Annotated in this window: 18 protein-coding genes; 13 read left to right on the top strand and 5 right to left on the bottom strand. The window is 40.8% G+C overall.

The genetic code is table 11. The annotated features are described in order from the left end of the window. The first annotated feature begins 58 nt into the window (after window positions 1-58). The gene (locus tag WIW72_RS01315) at window positions 59-1,420 is read left to right on the top strand and encodes a digeranylgeranylglycerophospholipid reductase (protein WP_337701932.1); all 1,362 of its coding nucleotides are present in this window, start codon (window positions 59-61) and stop codon (window positions 1,418-1,420) included. Here WIW72_RS01315 and WIW72_RS01310 read toward each other — a convergent pair. Next, on the bottom strand, window positions 1,391-2,998 hold the full coding sequence (locus WIW72_RS01310) for a DUF2070 family protein (protein WP_337701930.1): 1,608 nt from the start codon (window positions 2,996-2,998) through the stop codon (window positions 1,391-1,393). The two genes, WIW72_RS01315 and WIW72_RS01310, sit on opposite strands and share 30 nt — an antisense overlap. 27 nt (window positions 2,999-3,025) lie before the next feature. Between WIW72_RS01310 and WIW72_RS01305 the strand changes: the two genes are divergently transcribed. The 6 genes from WIW72_RS01305 to WIW72_RS01280 are packed head-to-tail and all read left to right on the top strand — an operon-like array spanning window position 3,026 to window position 8,039. Continuing rightward, window positions 3,026-3,316: a hypothetical protein gene (locus WIW72_RS01305; RefSeq protein WP_337701928.1), complete on the top strand. Its 291-nt coding sequence runs from the start codon at window positions 3,026-3,028 to the stop codon at window positions 3,314-3,316. Further along, window positions 3,303-4,097, top strand: a complete 795-nt coding sequence (locus WIW72_RS01300) for an HAD-IIA family hydrolase (protein ID WP_337701926.1) — start codon at window positions 3,303-3,305, stop codon at window positions 4,095-4,097. The genes WIW72_RS01305 and WIW72_RS01300 overlap by 14 nt, the downstream gene beginning before the upstream one ends. Window positions 4,098-4,132: 35 nt before the next feature. After that, window positions 4,133-5,833 (top strand): succinate dehydrogenase flavoprotein subunit, encoded by a 1,701-nt coding sequence (locus WIW72_RS01295; protein WP_337701924.1) that lies wholly within the window; start codon window positions 4,133-4,135, stop codon window positions 5,831-5,833. A gap of 16 nt (window positions 5,834-5,849) precedes the next feature. Then, a complete protein-coding gene (locus tag WIW72_RS01290; RefSeq protein ID WP_337701922.1) occupies window positions 5,850-6,806 on the top strand; it encodes a succinate dehydrogenase/fumarate reductase iron-sulfur subunit in 957 nt (318 codons plus the stop codon). A 1-nt stretch (window position 6,807) separates the two neighbouring features. Beyond that, a complete protein-coding gene (locus WIW72_RS01285; RefSeq protein ID WP_337701920.1) occupies window positions 6,808-7,680 on the top strand; it encodes a CoB--CoM heterodisulfide reductase iron-sulfur subunit B family protein in 873 nt (290 codons plus the stop codon). Then, complete coding sequence (locus tag WIW72_RS01280; protein ID WP_337701918.1) at window positions 7,680-8,039, top strand: succinate dehydrogenase; 360 nt, start codon at window positions 7,680-7,682, stop codon at window positions 8,037-8,039. The genes WIW72_RS01285 and WIW72_RS01280 overlap by 1 nt, the downstream gene beginning before the upstream one ends. Window positions 8,040-8,150: 111 nt before the next feature. Here the strand turns inward: WIW72_RS01280 and WIW72_RS01275 are convergent, their stop codons facing one another. Further along, the gene (locus WIW72_RS01275; protein WP_337701992.1) at window positions 8,151-9,512 is read right to left on the bottom strand and encodes a vWA domain-containing protein; all 1,362 of its coding nucleotides are present in this window, start codon (window positions 9,510-9,512) and stop codon (window positions 8,151-8,153) included. Beyond that, a complete protein-coding gene (locus WIW72_RS01270; RefSeq protein WP_337701916.1) occupies window positions 9,503-10,660 on the bottom strand; it encodes an AAA family ATPase in 1,158 nt (385 codons plus the stop codon). Before WIW72_RS01270 ends, WIW72_RS01275 begins: the two co-directional genes overlap by 10 nt. Before the next feature lie 202 nt (window positions 10,661-10,862). On the opposite strand from WIW72_RS01270, the gene WIW72_RS01265 reads away from it, so the two are divergent. The 5 genes from WIW72_RS01265 to WIW72_RS01245 are packed head-to-tail and all read left to right on the top strand — an operon-like array spanning window position 10,863 to window position 15,357. After that, window positions 10,863-11,303, top strand: coding sequence for a single-stranded DNA-binding protein (locus WIW72_RS01265; protein ID WP_337701914.1), 441 nt, complete (start codon window positions 10,863-10,865; stop codon window positions 11,301-11,303). A gap of 29 nt (window positions 11,304-11,332) precedes the next feature. After that, window positions 11,333-11,614, top strand: coding sequence for a PqqD family protein (locus WIW72_RS01260; RefSeq protein WP_337701990.1), 282 nt, complete (start codon window positions 11,333-11,335; stop codon window positions 11,612-11,614). Between the two features lie 32 nt (window positions 11,615-11,646). After that, entirely contained in the window at window positions 11,647-13,284 is a 1,638-nt protein-coding gene (locus WIW72_RS01255) for a molybdopterin-binding protein (protein WP_337701913.1), read from the top strand. Window positions 13,285-13,316: 32 nt separating this feature from the next. Further along, a complete protein-coding gene (locus WIW72_RS01250; RefSeq protein ID WP_337701912.1) occupies window positions 13,317-14,252 on the top strand; it encodes a homoserine kinase in 936 nt (311 codons plus the stop codon). Then, window positions 14,236-15,357, top strand: a complete 1,122-nt coding sequence (locus WIW72_RS01245) for an aminotransferase class I/II-fold pyridoxal phosphate-dependent enzyme (protein ID WP_337701909.1) — start codon at window positions 14,236-14,238, stop codon at window positions 15,355-15,357. Before WIW72_RS01250 ends, WIW72_RS01245 begins: the two co-directional genes overlap by 17 nt. Here the strand turns inward: WIW72_RS01245 and WIW72_RS01240 are convergent. Both WIW72_RS01240 and WIW72_RS01235 read right to left on the bottom strand, forming a co-directional pair. Further along, entirely contained in the window at window positions 15,350-15,664 is a 315-nt protein-coding gene (locus WIW72_RS01240; RefSeq protein ID WP_337701907.1) for a hypothetical protein, read from the bottom strand. The genes WIW72_RS01245 and WIW72_RS01240 overlap by 8 nt on opposite strands. Beyond that, a complete protein-coding gene (locus WIW72_RS01235; protein ID WP_337701905.1) occupies window positions 15,643-16,188 on the bottom strand; it encodes a hypothetical protein in 546 nt (181 codons plus the stop codon). The genes WIW72_RS01240 and WIW72_RS01235 overlap by 22 nt, the downstream gene beginning before the upstream one ends. Window positions 16,189-16,331: 143 nt before the next feature. Here WIW72_RS01235 and WIW72_RS01230 point away from each other — a divergent pair, with 143 nt between their 5' ends. Next, entirely contained in the window at window positions 16,332-17,324 is a 993-nt protein-coding gene (locus WIW72_RS01230; RefSeq protein ID WP_337701903.1) for a DUF1152 domain-containing protein, read from the top strand. The last annotated feature ends 41 nt before the right edge of the window (window positions 17,325-17,365 follow it).

The following is a 17,365-nucleotide window of genomic DNA, read 5'->3' as shown; positions in this document are numbered from 1 at the left end:
ATAAGTAGAAAATAGTTTTAAAGCCTACTAATTGAGTAAGAGAAATAGCGTGAATAGTTTGAAGGAATTAAAGTATGATGTGTTAATCATCGGAGGCGGTTTTGCAGGTGCAAGTACTGCTTACCACCTAGCAGGACACGGGCTGAAAGTCCTTCTAATAGACAGTAAATCTTGGAACAGAATAGGAGATAAGCCCTGCGGAGATGCTGTAAGTAAAGCCCACTTCGATAGGCTCGGTATGCCTTATCCGAGAGGGGATGAGTTGGAGAATAAAATAAGCGGTATAAAATTATACAGCCCCGATATGGAGACCGTTTGGACTGTTAAAGGTGAAGGATTCGAGCTTAACGCACCGGCTTATAACCAGAGGATACTTAGAGAAGCAGAAGCTAAAGGAGTAGAGATATGGGATCAGACGACCGCAGTAAAACCCATAATTGATCATGATACTGTCGTAGGTGCTGTATTGAACAATAGAAGAACTAATGAAGAAGTTACGGTTTACACTAAAGTGGTAGTTGAAGCTACCGGTTACTCCAGAAGTTTCAGAAGCAAACTACCTCCAGTCCTTCCAGTAGCTGAGGACTTAGACGAAAGGGATACAGATATCGCGTACAGAGAGGTCTTATTAACTAAAGACGATGTAGAAGATAGTGACTATTTGAGGATCTATGTGACTCAAAAAGCCTCCCCCGGAGGTTATTGGTGGTACTTCCCCAAGGGTAAGGACAAAGTAAATGTGGGACTGGGAATTCAAGGAGGTATGGGATACGGAAGTATCCACGAGTATTATAAGAAGTACTTGGACACTTACGCACCTGATGTGGACAGAAATAAGTTGTTAGTAAAAGGAGGAGCACTTGTTCCGACGAGAAGACCCCTCTATTCAATGGTCTGGAATGGAATTATAGTAGTCGGCGATTCAGCTTATACAGTTAACCCAGTTCACGGCGGTGGTAAGGGCTCAGCAATGATCTCAGGGTACTGTGCAGCAAGGACTATCTTATCAGCATATGAGACTGGTGACTTTACTACAAACGGTCTATGGAACATGAACTTATGCTACATAAACGAATACGGAGCTAAACAAGCCAGCTTAGACATATTCAGAAGGTTCCTACAAAAACTCACCGATGAGGACATAGGTTACGGGATGAAGAGGAAAGTCATAAAGGAGGAAGACCTACTTGAGGCAAGCGAGAAAGGGGACTTGCACTTATCAGCTGCCGATAAAGCTATGAGAGTTATATCAGCTTTAGGTAGACCCTCTCTACTGTTCAAGTTAAAGACCGTTGCTGACTACATGAAGAGGATAAAACAACTATACCTCAACTATCCTCAATCTCCTACAATGTTAAACCAGTGGAAAGAAAGTGTAGATAGGACGATACTAGAGTTTAATAACGCCATTAGTAATTAGTATAAGCAACAAAGACAACATCAACGGGGAAACTAGTGGTATCCAAAAAGTCCTTATTGTGTAGTTTCCCACCTCTTCCAAAGCAGTTACAAAGTTCGAAAGCATTTTTCCTAAAACTTTTACACCTTTTACATCTATCTCCTTAACACTAACCTTTACCTCCTTCAAGTCTGAGATTGCCTCCCTCGTTAGGTTTTCGGCAAGATCTAATAATTCTTTGCAATATTGTGCTGGTAAATAAAGATCTCTCATTGAAGACGCGGTACACGTGTGATCATCGGGTGTAACTAAAAGAGGGAAGTCCACAAGCTTACCTATTCTTTCTCTAATTGCTTTAGTTAGAGAAGGATCGGAGTTATTGGCATATAGGTAAATTATCCCTACTTTCTTTTCCCCATCTGAAATTACTATCACCCTCACCACATTCTTACATAGTCCTTCACAATTCTTCACCATACCTTCCTTTATAGCTACAAGTAGTGGTTTTAACGTAGCTGATCTCCTGAACTTTTTCACGTTCTCTACATTTTCTATTATACATTTATCCGAGTGACTTGGTAATTCCTCACTTAAATACTCGTTATGACAGTCAACAATATAGTCTGCACCCTTTGTCACATAATCCCACAGTTTCAAGGGCAGGTCATCTATCCCCTTGCCAGGTCTCTCAACGAATGTGAGGGATGAGTTTGAAAACAATAGTGTAACACCCCTGAAATTACAACGAGAGCTCCAAGGGTATATCCCATAAAAGGTTTGATCCTTCCAGTTTGTCTCGTTAATCTCTTCGGAAAAGACTAACTTAGCTACCTCCTTTGTTTGCTTATTACTTGTAATATCTATCTCATGACTACCAGGGCCGTGAAAAACTATGTTGTTTGGATTCAACTCTTCTAAGTGGTAAAGGAACTTAGAACTACCTATTTCACCGCTTAGCCCGAAATGTATTTTCGGCAGGACAAAGAAGTGATTTGTAAACCTAAACATACCGATCCTTAAGCTAGTTTTAATCCCTAGCCCGTCAAGGAATTTCTCTAATGCCTCGTAGTCCTTTTTAACTATCCCTTCTATGAAAGGTCTTACAATCTGTAACGACTTGAGACCCGTAAGCTTTTCTCCCTTTCTGTTCAATAAATAAACGTAAATATAGAAAATACTCGTAATTGTAATGGAATAAATTAATATGTCTAACCTAAAGCCAAAAGCTATAGACGGTACAAAAGTGGACAAAAACATAATTAAAGTAGCTTTTGCTTCCGACTTACTAGCTAAGCTTCCGTATCCGACTAGAGGGGCAATAATACCGAAGGACAAGAGGAAGTCTCTCGAAAAAAAGGGGAAAATGAGGTAAATGAACGCAGTTAAGTCTAAGAAAAACAATGTAACTTTTAGCTCTCTTAGGAGAATTAACATTACTGATAAGTATAAGATTAATGAGATGAAATATTCTATTCCTAGCGTTAAGCTTCGTAAGTAGACTAAAGCGCTCTCAAGAACCGATACGCCGGAAATCACCTTAATATTTGGTAAACTTTTAATCTTCGAGTAATATTTTCTCGTAATAGCTTCAGAATTCACATTTTTAACAGTGATATGGGGGTTAAAATGTTGTTGTCTAAGGACGACTTAGGAGTGGATAAATTGCTTAGGAAAAGTAGCGACGAATGTGAAATTTACATAGCCGAGAAGGGAGGAAAAGTGTTTCTAATAGGGGTTTACAGCGGACGATATAGCAAATACTACTTTAAAATCACCCCAGCTTTTACCGGAAAATGGAATTGTGAAGCATTATTATACTACCCCTTCGGGTATTTCGGCTTTAGCGATAATGAAAGTGAATTAAAAATTAAGGTCAGCGAAAAAGTTAAAGAGTTTGAGACAAATGTCCTTAAATGACTACGAGTTAATAATTAGTGACGTTGACGGAGTGCTGATGAGAGAAGGAGAACCAATATGGCCTAACATATATGCGATAAGAAATTTGATCGATTCCGGCCATAAAGTATTACTCCTAACGAATAATTCAGGTTTTAGTAGAGTTCTCCTTTCTAGACAACTCAATTCCTTAGGTCTGAAAATTTCTCCCGACCATATTATAACTAGCGGTACTGCTGCTGCGATCTACATGAAAGAGAAAACCGACATAAAGACCGTATTTGTAGTAGGAGAGGAAGGGCTTGTAGAGGAACTTAAAAACCACGGCTTTAGGCTCCTTAACACGAGAGACTTAGAAGAGGAGACACCTGACGCTGTAGTTATAGGCTTAGACAGGCTTTGCACATACGAAAAACTCTCCGCGGCGATGAGGGCAGTATATAACGGAGCTAAATTCATTGTTACTAACATGGATAGACTATGGCCTTCTAGAGACGGTCTTAAACTGGGTGCTGGAGCGTTGGCCGATGCCATCTCCTATGCGTTGAAAAGAACACCAGACTTTGTCGCTGGTAAACCTAACCCTTGGATGATCGAGGTAGCTTTCATGATAACAAAATTAGACAGAGGGTTTAACAAGGCCGTCATGATAGGAGATCAACTCGAGACTGACATAAAAATGGGGATCAACGCTGGTATAGACACTGTTCTAGTTTTGACAGGCATTTCTACCACTAAGGACGTGGAGAATAGTGATGTTAAACCTAAATTTGTTGTACGTACCTTGCAAGAATTAATATGAACAAGGTTTTTAAATGAATTTACGTCAATCATCTTATGGAGAAAGTTAATTATGACGTAGTGGTTATCGGGGCTGGTTTAGCTGGATTAATGGCTTCTCATGAAATAGCTTCTGCCGGATATAGTGTTGCCGTCATTTCAAAAGTTTTCCCCACAAGATCCCACTCTTCATCTGCTGAAGGAGGAATAGCCGCGTACATAGATGGAAATTCTGACCCTAATGACAACCCCGATTACATGGCTTACGACACGATTAAAGGAGGAGACTATCTTGTAGACCAAGATGCGGCAGAACTTTTAGCTTACAAATCAGGTGAGATCGTCAAGATCCTAGAAAGTTGGGGTACATTATTTAATAGACAACCCGATGGTAGAATTGCCGTAAGGTATTTCGGAGGGCAGACGTATCCTAGAACCAGGTTTGTTGGTGATAAAACTGGAATGGCACTTCTCCATACTGTTTACGAGAGGACATCAGGTCTTGGAAAAGTTGACTTTTACTTCGAGTGGTTTGCGTGGGAGCTAGTTAGGGACGAGAGCAGGGTCAGGGGAGTAGTTGCCTTCGACATGAGGAACATGATTCCGGTATTCTTCAAAGCTAGGGCTGTAGTAATTGCTTCAGGAGGCATGGGGATGCTGTATAAACACACCACTAATAGTTACATCAACACTGGCGACGGATATGCAATGGCTCTGAGAGCCGGTGTAGCGTTAAAAGACCCTGAATTCGTACAGTTTCATCCCACAGCTCTCTATCCGTCAGATATTCTCATAAGCGAGGCAGCGAGGGGCGAGGGAGGAATCCTCAGAAACAACAAAGGAGAGAGGTTCATGGCTAGATACGCCCCTAAGAAACTCGATCTAGCACCTAGGGATATAGCCTCTAGGGCTATCCTTACCGAAGTTAAGGAAGGTAGAGGGTTCCCTGGTGGATATGTAGGTCTTGACTTAACACACTTAGGTGAAGAGTACATTAAGGAAAGACTTGCCTTGGCTTATGAAGCTGCAAAAGCCTTCGCTGGAATTGACGCTACCAAAGAGATGATACCGGTAAGACCGGCTCAGCACTACTATATGGGAGGTATAGATGTAAACATTGAAGGCAGAAACCCCGACATAATGGGTCTATTTGCTGCTGGCGAAGCCGCATGTGTTTCTGTGCACGGTGCTAATAGGCTAGGTTCCAACTCCCTGCTGGAGACTTTGGTTTTCGGTAGGGAAACTGGAAGAGCCGTAGTTGAGTTCCTTAAGTCCTATACTGAGCCATCATCAGATATAGATAAAGAGGCTGAAAAAGCGGAACAGTCAGCTTACGACGTTGTCAAGAGAGAGAGTGGAGTTCACTTCGGAGAAGTAGTCAATAAATTAAGGGAGGTCATGTGGGAGGACGTAGGTGTGTTCAGGAATGAGGACGGGATGAAAAACGCGGTATCTGAAATACTAAAGCTAAGAGAAATGGCAAAAGACACTTACGTATTGGATAAGTCGAACATCTACAACACTGAGTTCTACAACGCGTTAGAGATGAAGAACATGCTGGACTTAGCGTTAGTTATAGCTTCAACCGCACTTAACAGAAAGGAATCTAGAGGTGCCCATTACAGATTAGATTATCCGAAGAGGGATGATGAGAACTGGCTAAAACACACAATTGCATATTTGAGGGGGAACACAGTAGAGATAACTTATAAGCCCGTTAAAATTACCAAGTGGAAACCTGAGGAAAGAGTATACTAAATAAAAGGTGATGGTCATGTCCTTACAGAACGAAGAAGCGGAAGTAATAATAAAAGTAAAGAGGTTTTCCCCAGAAAAAGGTAACTGGTGGCAGGAGTATAAGTTGAAAGTAGATAGGTTTACACAGTTTACTGAAGCCTTGAGAAGGATAAAAACTGAACAAGACCCGACCCTAGCTTACAGAGCGGCATGCCACATGGCTGTATGCGGTAGCTGCGGGATGAAAATAAACGGGGAGCCGAGGCTAGCGTGTAAGACCCTAGTCTTAGATATGGTAAAGAAGTATGAAAGTAACGTAATCACTATAGAGCCAATGGACTACTTCAGACCGATCAAGGATCTGATAGTAGATTTAGATGACTTTTATCAGAGAATGTATAAAGTAAAGCCGAGACTTTATCCAAACGAGCAAGTTTTAAAAGGAGAAGCTGAGCACAGGTTGAAGCCCGAAGACCAGAGGATGTTGTGGAAGTTTGCACAGTGCATATGGTGTGGGCTATGCGTATCTTCTTGCCCGAGTGTTAGAAACGACCCAGAATTCTTGGGCCCTGCAGCTCACGCAAAGGGATTCAGATTTTTGGCAGATCCGAGGGATACAATTACTGAAGAAAGAGAGAAAATATTACTAGATAGTGCATGGAGATGCACTTATTGTTACATGTGTTATAACGTGTGTCCGAGAGATGTTGAGCCTGTTACTGCGATAAAGAAGACTAGGGCTTATACGAAGATAGCTAAGGTGAAAACACCGGTTATAGAGACCGGAGAAAAACACACAGAAGCCGTGTTCAATTCAATTTTCGAAAGTGGAAAAATTGAGGAAGCAAAAGTTTACCTAAGTACCTACGGCCTCATCGGATCCTTAAGGGATATGATATTCTTACTACAGAGCGGTAAATTAAAGTATGCTCTTATTAAAGAGAAACCCGTAGAGAATATAACTGAAGTGAGAAAGATATTAAGAGGTGAGTAAAATGTCCTACGCTTACTATCCTGGCTGTGCATCTCACGGACTTTCGAAAGATGTAGATATAGCTACTAGGAAGGTCTTTGAGACTCTTGGTCTCAAGTTAGAGGAAGTCAAAGACTGGAATTGCTGCGGGGGAGGCTTCTTAGACGAATATGACGAAATAGGTCACATTGCCTTAAATCTCAGGAACTTATCCACAGTCGAGAAGATGGGCCATACTAAAATGGTCACACCGTGTAGCGTGTGCTTACACAGTCACAGATTAGCTACGTTCAAGTATAAAGAGAATAAGGAATTGAGAAAAGAAGCAGAAAAGAGAATGAAGGGAACCTCGATAAGTTATCAGGGTAAAGCAACTGCAGAACACATAGTGTGGGTATTAGTAAGAGACGTAGGAATTGAGAAAATCAAGGAAAGGGTAAAGAGACCTTTAACTGGATTGAAGGTAGCATCTTACTATGGTTGCCAAATGCTAAGACCAGAGGAAATCATGGGTTTTGAACCCGCATTTAAACCTCATAGTATGGAAGACCTGATAGCTGCTACTGGTGCTACCCCAGTTCCATTCCCTATGAACAAGGCTTGTTGTGGATTTCCTCTAATGGGTAGCAATCCTAAAGTTGGGATTAAGCTCGCTTTTAATGTACTCAAAAGTGCCAAGGATCAACAAGCGGACATATTGGTTCATCCTTGTAGCCTCTGCCACTTACAATTAGACTCGCTACAAACTAGAATAATGAGTGAATTTAACGTGAATTGGACAATGCCTGCGATTTATATCACGCAATTGCTGGGACTAGCTTTCGGATTTTCACCCGAAGAGTTAGGGATAGGTAAATACGCTACCGAAATATTAAAGAGTAAGGGTGTTATTTAATGGATGAGGAAGCTATTATTAACGTTTTCACTAAACTAGGAGGAAAGATTACGAAAGGCTGGTATACAGTAAGTGAGAGGCCTGATAAACCACCGTTTGCTAAGGAATTTGAGTACTCTTTCGGTAATTTCTGGGGGAAAGTTCACTTAAGAAATGAAGGAGACTTATACGTTTATATTATTACTAAGGATGTATTTAATTGGAAGGACAGAGTTAAAGATCTAAAGTTAAGAGGAGAAATCGTAGACGCTGCAGGCGGTCTGATGTGGATAAAAGAAGAAAATGAGAAAAACTTAGAAGAAGACTTGAAATATTTACAGTCATACCTTTCTTCAGTAAAAACTTCCTCATCACATTAGTCAGAGTTCGGGTCTCTCAACATTTTTATACTTTTTCTTAGATTGTAATATAGGCGACGCCATGCTCAGTTGACGCCGCATTAGCGGTGAATGATACTGAGACCTCCGTCTTCATGCTTCTACAACTCTAAGTAAGTCATCATGATCTAACTTATACACGACCAAATACTGATCTGCTACCCTTCTCAAATCCGCGTTGTCTCCTCTGATCATTACGCTTATCAGCGTGGAATTAGCCTCTTTTAATGACCTCCTAACCGTCGTCTCCGCTATCTTATCCTCTCCGTCAGTTAACAATATTATCTCACTAACACCCTTAACATGGCCTTCTTTAATGTCCTCACACGCGGAAATTATAGAACGGCTTATGTCAGTCCCTCCGCCTCCTCTTATTTTACCTATATACTCTATCATCTTTATTATGTCCTTACTTTTAGCGTTCCTTATGACCTTTATTAAGGGATAAGGTATATTGTCGAAGAACCTTATGTAAAAGTCTCTGTTCTCTCTCCTTGCCCTGCTGTATAGTGCTAGTGCTACTGCTTTAGCCCAAATTATCTTTTCCCCATCCATACTGCCTGATTTGTCAAGCAACAAGTAAATTGGTCCTAAAACTTCCTTTATCCTCTTCTGATATAGTAGTAACTGGGATTCTGCCAACTTTATGTAAAATAGCTCTTCAGGGTAAGCTAGCTCGGATGGAACGAGCCTCTCTAGATCTGAACCCTCCTCGTAACCATAAAGCTCACCTCTTGAAAATCTAGTAGTCTTTTTCTTAGTGTAACTGCCGAGCCTCGGCATACCACTTAAGAATTCTAGAATCTTCTTAATCTCAGTATTCCTAGCAAGCCTGAGAACTTCATGTATTTCCCCTTCAAAGTTAAGAATTGAACCAGTACCAGCTCCATTTCCTCCTACGATTCTCTGCATACTCCTTACAGATTCAGCGTCTTCCATAGCCTTATTTAGCGCTTTCTCATGAACTTGCTTCATCAGCTTCTCCATCTGTTGATTCTGCTGTGTCTCACTGTTCTTTTTACCTTCTCTCATTCCGCTACCTTTCATAAGACCGTTCAGTATTTGCTCCGCCATTTGCCTCTCTTCCTGGGACTGGGAAGTTCTCTTAATCCTCTCCAGCTCCTCGATCAAATTCTGAACGTAACTCACAGATAGTGCCATGCTTACTGCGGAATTAGCTATCGAATACTCTCTGTTTCTTAAGACAAGGTCTGAGTTAAGCATCATATCTATAAAATTGAACATAATCTCCTTTTCCTTTGATACTTCACCCTTGGTCTTAGGGATCGGCATCGGTAAATAGTGGAGATAAAACGTATCTATTAGGAAGTTTTCATCTAATTGAATTTCTCTACCTAAAAGTTTTTTCAGAGTATAACTAATCCTCTCCCCCCTATATCTAACTAGAGGGTCATCATAATCTACTCCTCTTAAAAACCCATCGCTCAAGGATATATCCCCAACTTTCTAGCTACTTTCTCCAATAATTTGTCAATCTCATTTATAACCTCTTTTGAAAACTCCTCTACTTTGTCATCTCCGCTTTCCTTACCTAGAGCTAATACTCTATCTCTGGTAGCCCTTAAGCTCCTTATTAACTCAACCAACCTAGGGTCTGACTCGTTAGCAGCTTCCACATATTTACTTGCCTCTTTGACGTTAGAATATATCTCGTTCAATTCCTTCATATACTTAATAGGAGTCTTTAGCTCTTCAGAGAGAAGGGCTGATACCTTCTCGAAATCGTCTAACTCCTTCGGTGCTATATACTTTAACACTATTAGGTCTTCTTCCAGTGCTTTCATTCTACCATTCAATATTGAGTGAGCCGATACAATTTTCAATACCTTACCCTTTCTTCTGTCGCTTAAGTGTATACCTTTCTCCTCAAGGATTGCATAAAGTTTCAGCAGCTTACCTTTTACCGCTGACAAGTCGACTTGAGGGATCAGAGTATAAAGTTCGTCCAACTGTTGAATACTCATCAGTGGTTCGGAAACATTCCACTTCCCCGAAAACTCGTAGTCCCAAGCGGAGTTTATCAAATCTTTCCATAGGTCCTCGCTTACGGGTCTTGCGTAGTGTCTCAACAAGAGTCTGTCATATAGAGCGTCTAACTCTGGTTCGTCAGGCACTCTGTTGCTGGCAGATATTAGAGTTCTCAAGGGAACTTTAATGACATTGTAACCGTCATATATTACCCTCTCGTTTAGCAATGAGAGTAAGGCGTTCAGGATTGCGGAATTCGCGTTGAATATTTCATCTAAGAACGCGATTTCGCTCTCTGGAAGTCTATCTTTTGTTATTCTTTTATAAATCCCCTGCTTTAATGCGTTTATATCAAGTGCACCGAATAACTCTGCAGGTTCAGTATACTTAGTTAGGAGATACATGAAGAACTTAGCATTAAGCAGATCAGCAGCTCTTCTAGCTAATGCGGATTTAGCGGTTCCGGGCTCACCTATGAGTATTACGTGCTCTTTTGAGAGCAAAGCCAAAGTTATTACTTTTGCCTCCTCTTCTCTACCTACGAAAGGAGCAGATAGTGCTTCTATGAATTTTTTAGGATATTCTAATAGCTGATTGACGTTATTATTACTCACAATAGTATCCCATGTATATTATAGATACTCAGCTTAAAAGTTGACATTAGTATGAATTACATTTCTTGTTTTAAATATATGATTTAATTGCTCTTGGTTATTAACACAAGTATCCGTGTTTTTCCTCTTAATTAACGATTCACATAAATTTTTATACTACGACGAGAAAATCACTATTAACAAATTTCGAGAGTCGAATCGTATGGGAGAAGAAAAAGTAGGTAACTTAAAACCCGGAATGGAAAACGTAAACCTAACCGTAAGAGTAATAGAAGCAGGAGAACCAAGACAAATACAAACAAAGAACGGAACAAGAACTATAAGCGAAGCGATAGTCGGAGACGAAACAGGTAGGATAAAGTTAACGTTATGGGGAAACTTAGCTGGTTCTGTTAAGGCTGGCTCGGTAGTAAAGATAGATAATGCATGGACCACCGCTTTTAAAGGACAAGTTCAGTTAAACGCTGGAAGTAAATCTCAGATAACAGAAACACAAGAAGACGGAGTTCCAGAGGCAGACCAAATACCAGAAAACGTACCATCAGCTGGAGACTACAGAAGACCTCCTCAGAGGGGAGGAAGAAGGTTTGGAGGAAGGAGACCGAGACCTAGGAGAGAAGACGAAGGGGAGGAAGAAGAGTGAGTAGTGATTTAGGTCCTGAAAAAGAAGGAATTAGCTTCGACCAAGTAAAGGACTTAAAACCCCAAAAGATTGGCGAGTTTATAGATAAGAGTGAAGACGAAGAAGGCTATATAATCAAAGTCTCTGAGGATAAAGTTTACGAGCTAGCTCCCATAGCTTATTACGTATGGGAAATGTGTGATGGTAACAGAACCGTAACTCAAATCGTAAATCAGATAAGTCAAGAGGCAAACTTATCTCCTGAACAAGTAAGGGAACCTATCGTAGTGGTTCTGAACGAACTGAAAAAAGCCTCCCTCATAAGCATGTAAAGATATAAATGGTTTTTCATATTTCTTTTTACATGCGTGCGATCTTAAAGGAAGAAAATCTTTTAACAGTAGATGAAGCGTTAAAGAAGTTTATTTCGTCCTTACCTCCTTCTCTTCCCGATACTGAAGAAGTAGACTTATTGTCCTCTTTAGGGAGAATATCTGCTGAGGACGTTTTCTCACCTCTCGACATACCTCCTTTCTCACGTTCCACTGTAGACGGCTATGCTATAATATCCGATGAAACTCCAGGGGAATTCAGAGTCATAGATAAAGTCAGTATAGGTGAAGGCAAGCAAGTCAAGTTAAATCGCGGGGAGGCTATTGAAATCGACACGGGAGCAATTATTCCCAGCGGGGCCACTGCTGTAGTCAAAGTAGAGGAAACTATTAGGGATGGTAACAAGGTGAAAGTTGCTAAGAGACTGAGGTTCGGTGAGAACATAGGCTGGGTAGGTAGTGACATACCTAAGGGCATGTTAATTCTCAGAAAAGGTGAAAGAATTACCCCAGAGAAAATCGCGTTACTTTCTTCAGTAGGCATAAACAAAGTGAGGGTTTACCGTAAACTAAAGATATACATAATTGCAACCGGTGACGAGTTGGTAAAACCTGGGGAGAAGCTGACCACTGGAAAGATCTACGAGTCCAATACATATTATTTAGCCTCTAGGCTGACAATGCTTGGATACGAGGTGATAGGAAACGTGTTAGTCCCTGATAACAAGGAGAAAATAAGTGAAGAACTCTCACGCGGGTTGGAAAAAGCTGACGCTGTGATCCTGACTGGGGGAACTAGTGCTGGAGAGAAGGACTACGTTCACGAGGTAATTAAGGAGCAAGGTACGATAATTGTTCACGGGATAAAGTTCAAACCCGGAAAACCTACAATCCTAGCTAAGGTAAAAGAAAAACCTGTATTCGGTCTACCGGGGAACATAGTATCAACTATTATGATCAGCGAACAAATAGTCGAGAAATACTTAGCACTTATGAGCGGAAGCGAGGCGGAAGTACAGATTACCATTGAAGCAGTAGCCATGAGTAGAATAACCGCCGATAAGAAAAGGTTCACCTATGTCCCGGTTTTTCTATTTAAAAAAGGCAATGATTTCTATGCTCTCTCAGTTCCTTTCGACAGCTACATGATCGGCACGTTTGCCCTTGCGGACGGTTACGTTGGGTTAAACCCCGGTGAGGAGGTAGAAGAAGGTGGGAAGGTTAAAGTTTACGTGAGAAGGATTGATCCCGGCCCCATTTATATAGGCGAAGAAGAACCTACATTGATGGCTAAATTACCTTCCACTTTTAGACGTTTGCCTTTGGGCACATTCGCTGCACTTAAGGCATTGAAGTACGGTGTTGGAGATATAATTGTGGTAAGCGACCTTCTAGACAACAATAATAATGAGGGTGATAGGACATTAGAGAGGAATATTATGGAGATCGGTGAGGGAGATGTGATAGGATATTGGGATTGGGTCGGGATGTCTAAGCTGGTAGAGAATCCTGCTGTAAAACTAAGGTATCCCTCTTCAGCCCTCAACTTCTTAGGGAAGGCTAAAATATTCGTACCCCACACGATATTAAATCAAGGGAAAGTCGTTGCTAAAGAGAAACTGAAAATTTTCTTAAGAAATACTGAAGTTAGAAAGTACTTAATAACATAATTCTTTATTAGTAATGTGTCAGCATTACGCCTATGCAAGAAAAAATTGTAATTGCTAAAGCCTATTCTTCCTCAGCAAATTTGGGTGCTGGTTTTGACATTTTGGCTATGGCCCATGACGCTTTTCACGATATAGTTGAGATAAGCTCACAACCCTCGTCCTCCCTTCAAGTTCAAGTAGAAGCCAACGGGGTACCTAAAGAACCGGAACGTAACTCCGCGAGTTTTGCTCTCATGAAGATGCTGGAAGAGTTCGGCATTAAGGCTAAAGTGAAGGTAAAGGTAAACAAGGGTGTACCGCCAGGGTTGGGGATGGGAAGTAGCGGGGCTTCCGCTGCAGCAGCTGTGATTGGCGGAAACGAACTTTTTAACCTAGGCTTAAGCAAAGACGATCTAGTAAGGTTCTCGATGCTAGGTGAGATCGCCTCTTCGGGCTCACCTCACCCAGATAACGTAGCTGCTAGCGTGGTAGGCGGAGTAGTAGCCGTTATATCTGGCGAGCCCGTGAGAGTGTCTGAAATACCCATAAATCTGGACTTCAGTCTAATACTTTTCATCCCTAAGGTGACGATAGAGGCAAAGACTAAGAGAGCAAGGGAAATGGTACCTAAACAGATCGAACTCCAAAAACTTGTTAAGAACTCTAGGTATCTCTCTTCTTTAATCTTGGGACTCATAAAAGGGGATAGGGATTTAGTTAGATTAGGTCTTAACGACGATATTGTAGAAAGGTCTAGGGGATCCCTCTTCCCGTATTACTGGAAGTTAAAAGAAGAAGTGGTAAAGTATAATGCAATAGGTGCATGTGTTAGCGGAGCTGGACCGACTATAGCTGTATTCGTTGATGAAAAATCTGAAAGGGATGAAATCATAAAGAGAGGACTTAAAATTTGTGAGTCGTATGGTTATGAATGTAACTTTAAAGATGCAAAAATAGCAAGAGGTGCTTGGGTTGAGAGACGGAACTAAGGTCACTAAAGAGGGAATAGATCAAGAGACCGGAGCTATAACTACGCCCATCTATCAGACTTCGTCTTACGCCTATCCAATCGGTGAAAAGTATAGATACAGTAGGGAAGTAAACCCGACCGTCCTTAAGTTAGCCGAGATGATCGCGGATTTAGAAGAGGCGGAAATGGGGGTAGCTTTTTCTTCAGGCATGGGAGCTATTTCCTCGACTTTACTAACCCTCGTTAAACCGGGTAGCAAAGTCCTGATTCATAGAGATATGTTCGGTAGGACTTACAGATTTTTCAATGATTTCCTTAAGAGCTGGGGAGTCAAAGTAGATGCAGCAAACCCAGGGAAAATCATTGAAGCCGCAGCTAGCGATAAGTACGATATTGTTTTCGTAGAAAACATATCCAACCCAATTTTGCGTGTAGTAGACGTAGTAACGTTGTCTAAGGTTTGTAGAGAAAACAATAGTTTATTAATAGTCGACTCCACATTTGCCACTCCGATAAACCAAAAACCTATTGTTCAGGGAGCTGATATAGTCCTTCACAGTGCCTCTAAGTTTATCGCCGGTCATAATGATGTGATAGCAGGCTTAGCTGCTGGTAAGAAAGATTATATGACTAAAATAGACTTAATAAGGAGGACATTAGGCACGTCTTTAGACCCACATGCAGCATACCTAGTAATAAGAGGGATGAAGACTTTGAAGATAAGAATGGACGTAATTAACTCAAACTCACTTAAGATAGCGGAGTTCCTGATGGAGCATCCTAAGGTGAGGACGGTATATTATCCGGGTTTAAAAACACATCCAGATTATGAGATAGCAAGAAAGGTATTAAAGGGATTCGGTGGAGTTGTAAGCTTTGACGTTAAGGGTACTATGGAAGACTCTATCAGGTTAATGAATAAGTTTAACGTGATTTTAGCTGCCCAGACACTAGGTGGAGTAAATTCTACTATTTCCCACCCAGCTACGATGTCACATCGTACGTTGTCACCAGAAGAGAGAAAACTAGTAGGCATAACTGACACAATGTTAAGACTTTCGGTAGGAATAGAAGACGTAGATGACTTAATAGAAGACCTTGACAAAGCTTTGTCTTCTATATAAGAGTTCTAATTTCATTTTTTAGTTCTTCCATTAGCATTCCTTTTATCTCTTCTTTGTGAAGCCTGGTGAGGTGCAAGTATAACCCCTTCTTAGTAAAGGGACCTTTACCGCACAGTTTACAGTATAACAAAGTCTCTTTATGGTCTACAAGCCAAAAGGCCACTTTCTGTGATACTCTCTTTGCTATGACTTTTGAAGAAAGACCTACAAGCTTTTCTATCTCCTCATCTTTAACGTTTATTTTACTAGCATATCTTGCCGTAACCTCAACTAGTTTTTCAGCCGTTATTGATAGCCCGCTATCCATTTAGAATCCCACACACTAGCTATTGCGATAGCTATTGCGAATATTGATATCAACCTGAGCTGCTGCTTAATTATATCTCCTTCCAAGAATTTTTTAATTTCACTGAGGTCAATACCCAAGACCCTTAATACCCTTTCAATCCTTACTTCTACTTCCTTGTAAAATACTGGGAGGTTTCCGTTACTCAACTCCCTCTTAGCTTCGATCACTATGTCCAAGGTCTCTCCTAACTCATCCTCCGTTATTTCAGGGAAGATTTTAGTTAGTTTCTTATTTATTTTACTCCCAACTATTTCCGCCATTCCAGGGGAATAGTCTATTGGGACTAAAAAGGACACCCAAGCGTCTACATACCTTCTTACAGTCTCTTTTACTTCTTCACTTTCACCTTCTAGTTCTTCTACAATAGATGCAGCTGCAAGTATATGAGATAATGCTTCTCCTATTCTTAAGTTCACGTCGACTGTTTGTGAATATTCATTATTAGTTATATACGAGCTTAAGTTATCAATTACATCGCTCATTTACGAACACTAATGACATTCTTACCCGTGATATTGTTTAAAGTATCAGATCAGATAATACGCGTTAACCTAACCTATTACTTTGAGTACTTCTTATTACTTAACCTCAAGTATAAAATGACATAATGGTTAAATATGATTCGATGAGAGCATTCGTTTTTGGACTGGGCGGAGGAGGGGACGTAGTATCAGCATATGTTGCTGCTCTTTACTTGAGATCAAAAGGATATGACACTATTATAGGAGCAGTGACTTGGGAAAGATATGTGGAAGACCCCGTACCGGGGCCTATATGTGACTTCGAAAACACTGTAAAGATAAATGATATAATAAGGGAACTAAACCAAAACTCTTATGCAATCAGGTTGGGTAAATTAGTAACACCACAAATCGTCAGGCTAATGAGAGCTGTTAATATGCAGAAAGGCTATGCGATATGTATTAAGGAAGGGCTGAGGGAAATAGTATCAGGTATTAACGATTTCCTTCAATCTATGAAAATCGACTTTGTTTTAGGAGTTGACGCTGGGGGAGATGTCTTAGCTAAGGGGTGTGAAGAGACATTAGGTAGTCCGTTAATAGACTTCATGATGTTAAACGTGTTAGGGAAATTGAGAACAAGGTCTCTGTTAGCAACAATCGGTGCAGGTAGTGACGGTGAGCTAGAGCATGACTATATTCTCAAGAGGATCGCTGAAATAGCGTCTCTAGGTGGATTAAAGGATAGTAAAGGTATTGACGAGGAGACGGCGAAAGAACTTGAAAAAGTGCTTAAGGAGGTTCGAACAGAGGCGTCTAGAATTCCTTATCAGGCGTTTAAGGGACTCTTTGGTGAAGTTAAGATCAGAGACGGGGCTCGAAGAGTATATGTAACTCCCGTTTCCTCGATTATGTTCTTCTTAGACCCTAAAGTCGTGATAGAAACTTCACCTATTGCTAAGGTCTTGAGCGAATTCACCTCACTTGAAGATGCTGACAGAAGGTTGAACGAAGTTGGAATCTTTACTGAATACGATCTAGAAAAAGACCTATTTTCAACTTACGGGACTAGGAGTAGTGAGGTCAACGGAGAGGATGTTATTAAAATTAGGACTGACGGTAAAAAGAGGTTGGGTGGGATAAAATTAAAGTGTTAATCATAGAAAAAATCTAAAAACGTTCTTTGAAGTCTTTTATT

Source organism: Stygiolobus sp. CP859M, assembly GCF_037389975.1.
Classification (GTDB): Archaea; Thermoproteota; Thermoprotei_A; order Sulfolobales; family Sulfolobaceae; genus Stygiolobus.
Note: the sequence above shows the minus strand (reverse complement) of the source record. Positions and strands in the feature narration are given on the sequence as shown.